The sequence below is a fragment of the Brotaphodocola sp. genome, from assembly GCF_983179755.1.
This window is the reverse complement of the sequence record NZ_CFAHBC010000030.1, coordinates 24,202-30,515: the sequence shown is the minus strand read 5'-3', so window position 1 is coordinate 30,515 and position 6,314 is coordinate 24,202. Positions and strand designations below refer to the sequence as shown.

Annotated in this window: 6 protein-coding genes; 5 read left to right on the top strand and 1 reads right to left on the bottom strand. The window is 45.6% G+C overall.

The window, feature by feature from the left end; translation table 11 throughout:
• Positions 1-243: 243 nt before the first annotated feature.
• Positions 244-936: a prolyl oligopeptidase family serine peptidase gene (locus AC4EVX_RS10465; protein WP_490160182.1), complete on the top strand. Its 693-nt coding sequence runs from the start codon at positions 244-246 to the stop codon at positions 934-936.
• 1 nt (position 937) lies between these two features.
• Here AC4EVX_RS10465 and AC4EVX_RS10460 read toward each other — a convergent pair whose 3' ends face one another.
• On the bottom strand, positions 938-1,870 hold the full coding sequence (locus tag AC4EVX_RS10460) for a LysR substrate-binding domain-containing protein (RefSeq protein WP_177977411.1): 933 nt from the start codon (positions 1,868-1,870) through the stop codon (positions 938-940).
• Positions 1,871-2,159: 289 nt separating this feature from the next.
• On the opposite strand from AC4EVX_RS10460, the gene AC4EVX_RS10455 reads away from it, so the two are divergent.
• The 4 genes from AC4EVX_RS10455 (at position 2,160) to AC4EVX_RS10440 (ending at position 6,193) form a co-directional block, all read left to right on the top strand.
• Positions 2,160-3,011 (top strand): MBL fold metallo-hydrolase, encoded by an 852-nt coding sequence (locus AC4EVX_RS10455; protein WP_177977412.1) that lies wholly within the window; start codon positions 2,160-2,162, stop codon positions 3,009-3,011.
• Positions 3,012-3,102: 91 nt separating this feature from the next.
• On the top strand, positions 3,103-4,383 hold the full coding sequence (locus AC4EVX_RS10450; RefSeq protein ID WP_490160181.1) for an SLC13 family permease: 1,281 nt from the start codon (positions 3,103-3,105) through the stop codon (positions 4,381-4,383).
• Between the two features lie 306 nt (positions 4,384-4,689).
• Positions 4,690-5,577, top strand: a complete 888-nt coding sequence (locus tag AC4EVX_RS10445; protein WP_490160180.1) for an MBL fold metallo-hydrolase — start codon at positions 4,690-4,692, stop codon at positions 5,575-5,577.
• A 370-nt stretch (positions 5,578-5,947) separates the two neighbouring features.
• Complete coding sequence (locus AC4EVX_RS10440) at positions 5,948-6,193, top strand: HPr family phosphocarrier protein (protein WP_177977414.1); 246 nt, start codon at positions 5,948-5,950, stop codon at positions 6,191-6,193.
• Positions 6,194-6,314 lie beyond the last annotated feature (121 nt).

Below are 6,314 nucleotides of genomic sequence, written 5' to 3'. Positions count from 1 at the left end.
CACGGTGGTGTGAGAGGACGGCGGTTAGTCACCGCCTCCTACTCGATTAGAAAAATGAGTTTTATACCTTGAGCCTGATTCCGCTTTTTTCTTCAAACAGGCGACAAATCGCGTTGGCGACGTTTTTAATTTCGCTTTTTTCTACAAACTGGGGTTGTCTTTGTTTTCCACGGTGCAGGTGGAGGTGGGGATGAGATCGCAGACCGTATCGGCTGGAGCACGGTCGCAGACCGTCATGGCTTTATGATTGTGATGATGTCCGCTTCTGAGCCGAATGAGGTTCGTGAGATCAGTGAGATTCGCACAAACAATATATTCCGTCCGATGTGGAATACAGGAAATCCTCAGCCGGAGCGCCCGGCAGACATGAAATTTCTCGATTATGTCTATGAGTGGCTGATTGAGAATTATCCGGTGGATCAGAGACGGATTTATGGAAGCGGTCAGTCTTCAGGCGGAATGATGAGCTGGGCATGTGCAGCGTACCGCCCGGATTACTTTACGGCAGTCGCTCCGTTCTCCGCAAGAGATATTGATATTGAGGCAGTTATGCGGGGCGAGCAGGAGAATCCTCCGATTGAGGGATCAGACATTGCGATCATGGCAAATCTTGGATGCTGTGACTCGGCATTTAAGGGCGGATTTTCCGGATCTGAAAGATTAGTGGATTACTGGTGCGACCGCTATCAGCTCACGAAGCACTGGGCGGATTACACTTACATGGATGAGGGCAAACATTGCAGTTACCAGAAGGGATTGCTCACTCACTATGTGTTTGAGACAGAGGGGGGCGTTCCGATGCTTCATCTGACAGAGACGGCGACGAAGGCACATGCGACCTGGCCGTCTGAGTGTGAGGAAGTCTGGAGTGAATTCTTTGCAAAATTCACAAAAGACCCGAAAACTAAAAAGTTGTCCTATCAGAAAAATGACTGATTTATAACCCCAGACTCTTATCTACCTGCCCGCGCACATAGTCGGTCGCAAGTGCGATGAAATACTTTTCCGGTTTTGTCAGGTAAGAACCCTTCAAAAACGAGATGCTTCTCATCCAGCGAAGTCTTGGCGGAACCGTAAAGTAGACGATCTCCTCGCTCGGGCGGACGTAGGACTGTGGGAAGAAAGCCGGAGCAATCTGGGATTTGACCATGCTGACAACGGTTGCCGTGCTGATGGATTCAAACAGAATCTTCGGGGAGAATCCGACATTAGAGAAACACAGATCGATCATATCGCGCATTCGGGTCTCTTTTCCGAGAAGGATAAACGAATTGTCCCGAAACAGAGAAAGGTTGATCTCGGGCAGGGTCTCCCAGCTCTTTTCACCGGCAAGGTGGGCGAGCGGGTGGGAGGACGGAACGCCGAGCACCATATATTCGGAATCCATGTTGATGTACTCGAGATCCGGGTGTATGCTCCGCTCATAGTAGGAATTGCAGGCAAAGTCCACAACCTTCTGAAGAATCAGACGCTCCATCTCCTTGACGCGGGCTTCATGGATCTTAAACGTGATATCTGGATATTTCTGATGAAAGACCGGATAGATCTTGGCGAACATCCGTGATCCCGCCTCCGGGGTGTAGGCAATCGATATTTCACCGCGCCGTTCCTCGGCAATGTCGTGAATCATTTTATAGGTCTCTTTTTTCATCGAGAGCATTTCTTTGGCAGTATTCAGATAAATTCTTCCTGCGTAAGTAGGAAGCATCGTCCGATTACGGCGCTCAAAGAGAGGAGTTCCAAGTTCCTTCTCAAGGCGCAGTAATTGCTGATTCAGTGCAGGTTGTGTGAGAAACAGCCGTTCCGCTGCCCGGGAAATGCTCTTTTCCTGTTCAATTGTAAGAATGTATTCCAACTGATGAAGATCCATATTCTTCTTATCCTTCTTTCTTTGTTTTCTTTTTGTTTCTTTTTCTTCCTTTGTTTCTTTTCTTTAAAATGCTCTTTTTTTCAAATCCTGGCGATCGATATTTCGCAAATTTGTTAACGAATATATCTAATAAATAATTAGAGAAAATATAATTATCAATAAGTTGTATTTAGCTATTGGGATAATTATAATAAAAACAGATCAAAAAAACAACGTTGTTGAAAAGAAAATAGTAAAAATAACAAGAGATCAAAAAATGATTTCGTTAAGGAAAAAGGAGAGTATTCACATGGGATTTCGATGCACACCACCGACAAAAGATCCGGTAGCGACACTGGCCTATAAGCCATGGACGCTGGCGATCAAACCGTTTCAGGTGGCTCCACAGACCTGGTATGTCGCAGGTCAGACTTGGGTGGGCTGTTACCTGATTGACACCGGAGACGGACTGATTTTGATTGATACGGCAATCACAGAGAGCCTTTATATGCTTGTGGATTCGATTTATCGTCTCGGCTATAAACCGGAAGACATCAAGATGATCCTGATTAGCCATGCACACTTTGACCACTGTGGTGGAGCACGGGCGATGAAGGAGCTGACCGGAGCACCACTCTATATGTCCAAGGAGGACTGGGAGTTCATGAAGGCATGTCCGGACGAGACAATCGCAATCGACAAAGACGATCATCCACAGCCGTTTGAGCCGGATGGTTTCTTCTCAGATGATGAGCCGATTTGCCTTGGAAATGTGGAGATCCGCACAATGCTGACTCCGGGTCATACCGTTGGTTGCACGAGCTTTTTCTGGACCGTGACAAATCCGGCAAACGGAGAGAAATATGTGGTCGGCATGCATGGCGGTGTCGGCGCCAATACGATGAACAACAAGTATTATGCGACGAGCCATTATCTGACCCCGGATCTGCGCGAGCGTTTCTTAAATGACGCAGAGAAAGTCCGCAACATCCATGTGGATATTGCACTTCCGAGCCATCCGAATCAGATCGAGATTGTAGATCGTGCAGGACAGTACACCGATGAGAGTCAGCCATTCCTCGATGACACGATCTGGGCACAGTTCGTTGATGAGAGAGTGCGCCAGGTTCGCGCGGTGATGGAAAAAGAAGACGAAAAATAAGTGGAAACAACAGTTACCGTTTGTGCAACGCATGAACGGTAACGACAGAAGAGACAAACTGGAATCAGGGATTTTTCAAAGGAGAAGCGTAATGGAAATGTATATTGTACTTGCGGTGACATTGTTTATGATGGTAATGTTCGTCTGGCATAAAGTACCGTTTGGTGTGACGACGATGACCTGCTGTATCGTACTTGCCGCAACGGGAGTGCTGAAACTTTCAGCAGCCTTTACTGGATTTGGAAACAAGATTGTGGTTCTGATTGCACCGATGCTTGCGCTGAGTGCGGCGCTCACAAAGACGAGTCTCGTCGCACGGATCGGCACAATGATGCAGAGCATGAAAGGAAAGAGCGGAATTGCCCTGATCCTGATGTTCTACATTGTTGGTATGGTTTTTGCACAGTTCATTCCGAGTACCGCAGTCATCAGTATCATGATCGTCTTTCTGATGACTCTCGGAAACACTGGTGATGTGACTGCAAAGAGACTTCTGCTTCCTCTGCTCGGTGTTCTGTGTGCATGGAAGTTCCGTTTCCCGATTGGTCTCGGAGCATCCACGTTTGCACAGATCAACGGTTACTATGAGGGAATCATCTCTGATCCGTCCATGCAGTTGACGATGATGGATCCATTCTTCTTTGCAATTCCGTCGATGATCGTTCTAGCAGGTTACTGCATTTTTGGATGGAAGTTGATGCCGAAGGATGATGGAGATGTTGATAAGAGTGCTTTAAAAGAGTCCAAGAAGGCAAATGCCCTCACCCACGGACAGGAAGTTTATGTTTATGCAGTATTTGTAATTGTTATGCTTTTAATGATCTTGAACAAGTGGACCGGAAATCTTCTGTATCTGGCACCGGGCATGGGTGTTCTCGCTCTGCTTTACGGTGGAGTGATGAAGCCGGATGAGGCAGTTAAGGCAATGACCGTTGACATGATCTGGATGATCGCAGGCGTTCTGGTTGTCGCAGATGCTCTTGGTTCCTCAGGAGCAGGTGATCTGATCGGAAATGCAGTTCTTGCAATCCTTGGCGAAAATCCGAGCTCGATGATGGTAATGTTCGTCTTCTCCGCAGCAACGATTGTGATGACGACTTTCCTCTCCAACACGGCAACTCAGGCAGTTCTGATCACGATTGCAGCTTCGATCTGTCTGGCAGGTGGTTGGGACCCGAGAGGCGTTGTGCTGATCATCGGTACCGCAAACATGTTTGCACTTGGATTCCCGTCTGGTTCCGGTGAGGCAGCAGTTGCATTTGCAGCGGGCGGATATAACCCGGTAAAGGTTCTGAAATTTACGGTTCCGTACATGCTTCTGGCAATTATCACCTGTGCGCTGACCGCCCAGTTCATGTACCCGCTGTACTAAAGAATCATGGTGTGCAAACAAACATATCATTTGTTTCTTTGTTCTTGAAATGGAATAAATAAAATGGAATAGAAAATAAACTCAGGCTGAGAAGATTTCGATGTTCCCACTTTATGACTTATGACGGGACAGTCGAAATCCTGCTCAGCCATTTGAACATAGGGACATAAAAAGACAGAAAATCAGAAAAAAGAGCAAAAAAAACAATCGGAGATGGATTGACAATTCGGTTATCGAATCCTAAACTTTAAAAATTGATAGTTCACATGATTAAGTAAAAAATAGTAGAAAAGGGAGAGAAAAATTATGTCGATGAAATCAGAGTATGAGGAGTATCTGGAACGTCGGGAAAAAATGAAAAAAAATCCGATGGCGCGTATCTGGATCAACCAGGAATCCCGCTATGTAAAGCCGTTTCAGATGTACGGAAATCTGTATTATGTGGGGGATAGCTGGGTGTGTGCACACATCGTGGATACCGGCGAGGGACTTCTTTTGTTTGATGCCGGAAACTGCGGAAATGGTGCAACCGCAATGCTGATTCAGGCGATCTGGGAGATGGGATTTAACCCGGCTGATGTGAAGTGGATGGTTCTCTCCCACGGACATGTGGATCACATTGGAGCGGTTAACTTCTTTAAGAGAATGTTTGGAACGAAAATTTATCTTGGCGCTCTGGATGCGAAGATGTTCCGTGAACACCCGGAACTTGCACTTGTGCAGGAGAGCACGGACTACATGGATGAGCTCTTTGTGCCGGATGTGGAGATCCATGAGGGAGACAAGATCAAATTTGGAAACACGGAAGTGGAATTCCATGAGGCTCCGGGTCACACCGAGGGCGTGATTTCCTGCTTCTTTGACGTGACAGACGGCAAGGAGACGAAGCGAGTCGGATATTATGGGGGATTTGGATTTAACACGCTTCAGAAATCGTTTCTGCTTGAGATTGGAGACACAAATTACTCGATGAGAGAGACGTATCTGCGCTCAATCGAGAAAGTGATCAATGAAAAAGTCGATATCTTCATGCCGAATCACTGTGTCAATGTCGATCTCTTGAACAAGAGACAGTTTATGATCGATCATCCGTCTGAGCCGAATCCGTTCATCGATGAGAATGCGTGGAAGAATTATCTCCAGATGAAGTACGATGACTTGAAAAAGCTGATGGCAGATCCGGCGCAAAACTGATAGATGCGAATGGACGCCACACAGAAAAATAAAAAATCAAAGAGTCTGTAAGCGCAAAAAACCGCCTTTTTTCTGCAAAAATGGCGGTTTTTTGTGAACTTGTTTCCGAATTTGTATAGGCTTTTTTCTGTAAAAAGCATGCAAAGGATTTGTAAAAAACAAAAAAAAGAGCAAAACGAAGTGGAACCGGTACCGGAATTTGTACAGTTTTCCCATAAAATCAAGAGCTTTTACGTACACACTGAAATTTGACATGGACACGGAAACGTGATATACCTTTCACAACCAGTAGGCGTGATGTTACTGTTGACGCGTTTTGCAAATGGTAATATCCTAATTTCTTCCAAATTTAGAAAAGGAGTTGTTTATTATGAAGGAAAGAAAAATCAGACTGGCAACATTGGATGAGGCAAAGGCGTTTGTAACAGCAGCAGGAAAGTGCGATTTTGATATTGATGTTTATTATAATCGTGTCGTGATTGATGCAAAATCGATCTTAGGTGTTTGCAGTCTGGATCTGACAAAAGATCTGACTGTGAGAATGTACGGAGAGAATCCGGAGTTTGAGGAAGTCTTGGATCAGCTTGCACCGGAGAAGAACAGAGAGATTGCGTAAGAGCGATTGTAAACGGGCATAGCAAAATACAGAAATACAGATACGAATTATAAAACAGCAGGAAAATTTCTTGGAACAGGAGAAGTTTTTCTGCTGTTTTTGTGTAACCATATTTTTAATA

What these genes read in the sequence shown, in the direction of transcription:
- AC4EVX_RS10440 (WP_177977414.1), top strand. Translation starts at nt 5,948, where the DNA reads ATGAAGGAAAGAAAAATCAGACTGGCAACATTGGATGAGGCAAAGGCG.
- AC4EVX_RS10450 (WP_490160181.1), top strand. Translation starts at nt 3,103, where the DNA reads ATGGAAATGTATATTGTACTTGCGGTGACATTGTTTATGATGGTAATG.
- AC4EVX_RS10460 (WP_177977411.1), bottom strand. Translation starts at nt 1,870, where the DNA reads ATGGATCTTCATCAGTTGGAATACATTCTTACAATTGAACAGGAAAAG.
- AC4EVX_RS10445 (WP_490160180.1), top strand. Translation starts at nt 4,690, where the DNA reads ATGTCGATGAAATCAGAGTATGAGGAGTATCTGGAACGTCGGGAAAAA.
- AC4EVX_RS10465 (WP_490160182.1), top strand. Translation starts at nt 244, where the DNA reads ATGATTGTGATGATGTCCGCTTCTGAGCCGAATGAGGTTCGTGAGATC.
- AC4EVX_RS10455 (WP_177977412.1), top strand. Translation starts at nt 2,160, where the DNA reads ATGGGATTTCGATGCACACCACCGACAAAAGATCCGGTAGCGACACTG.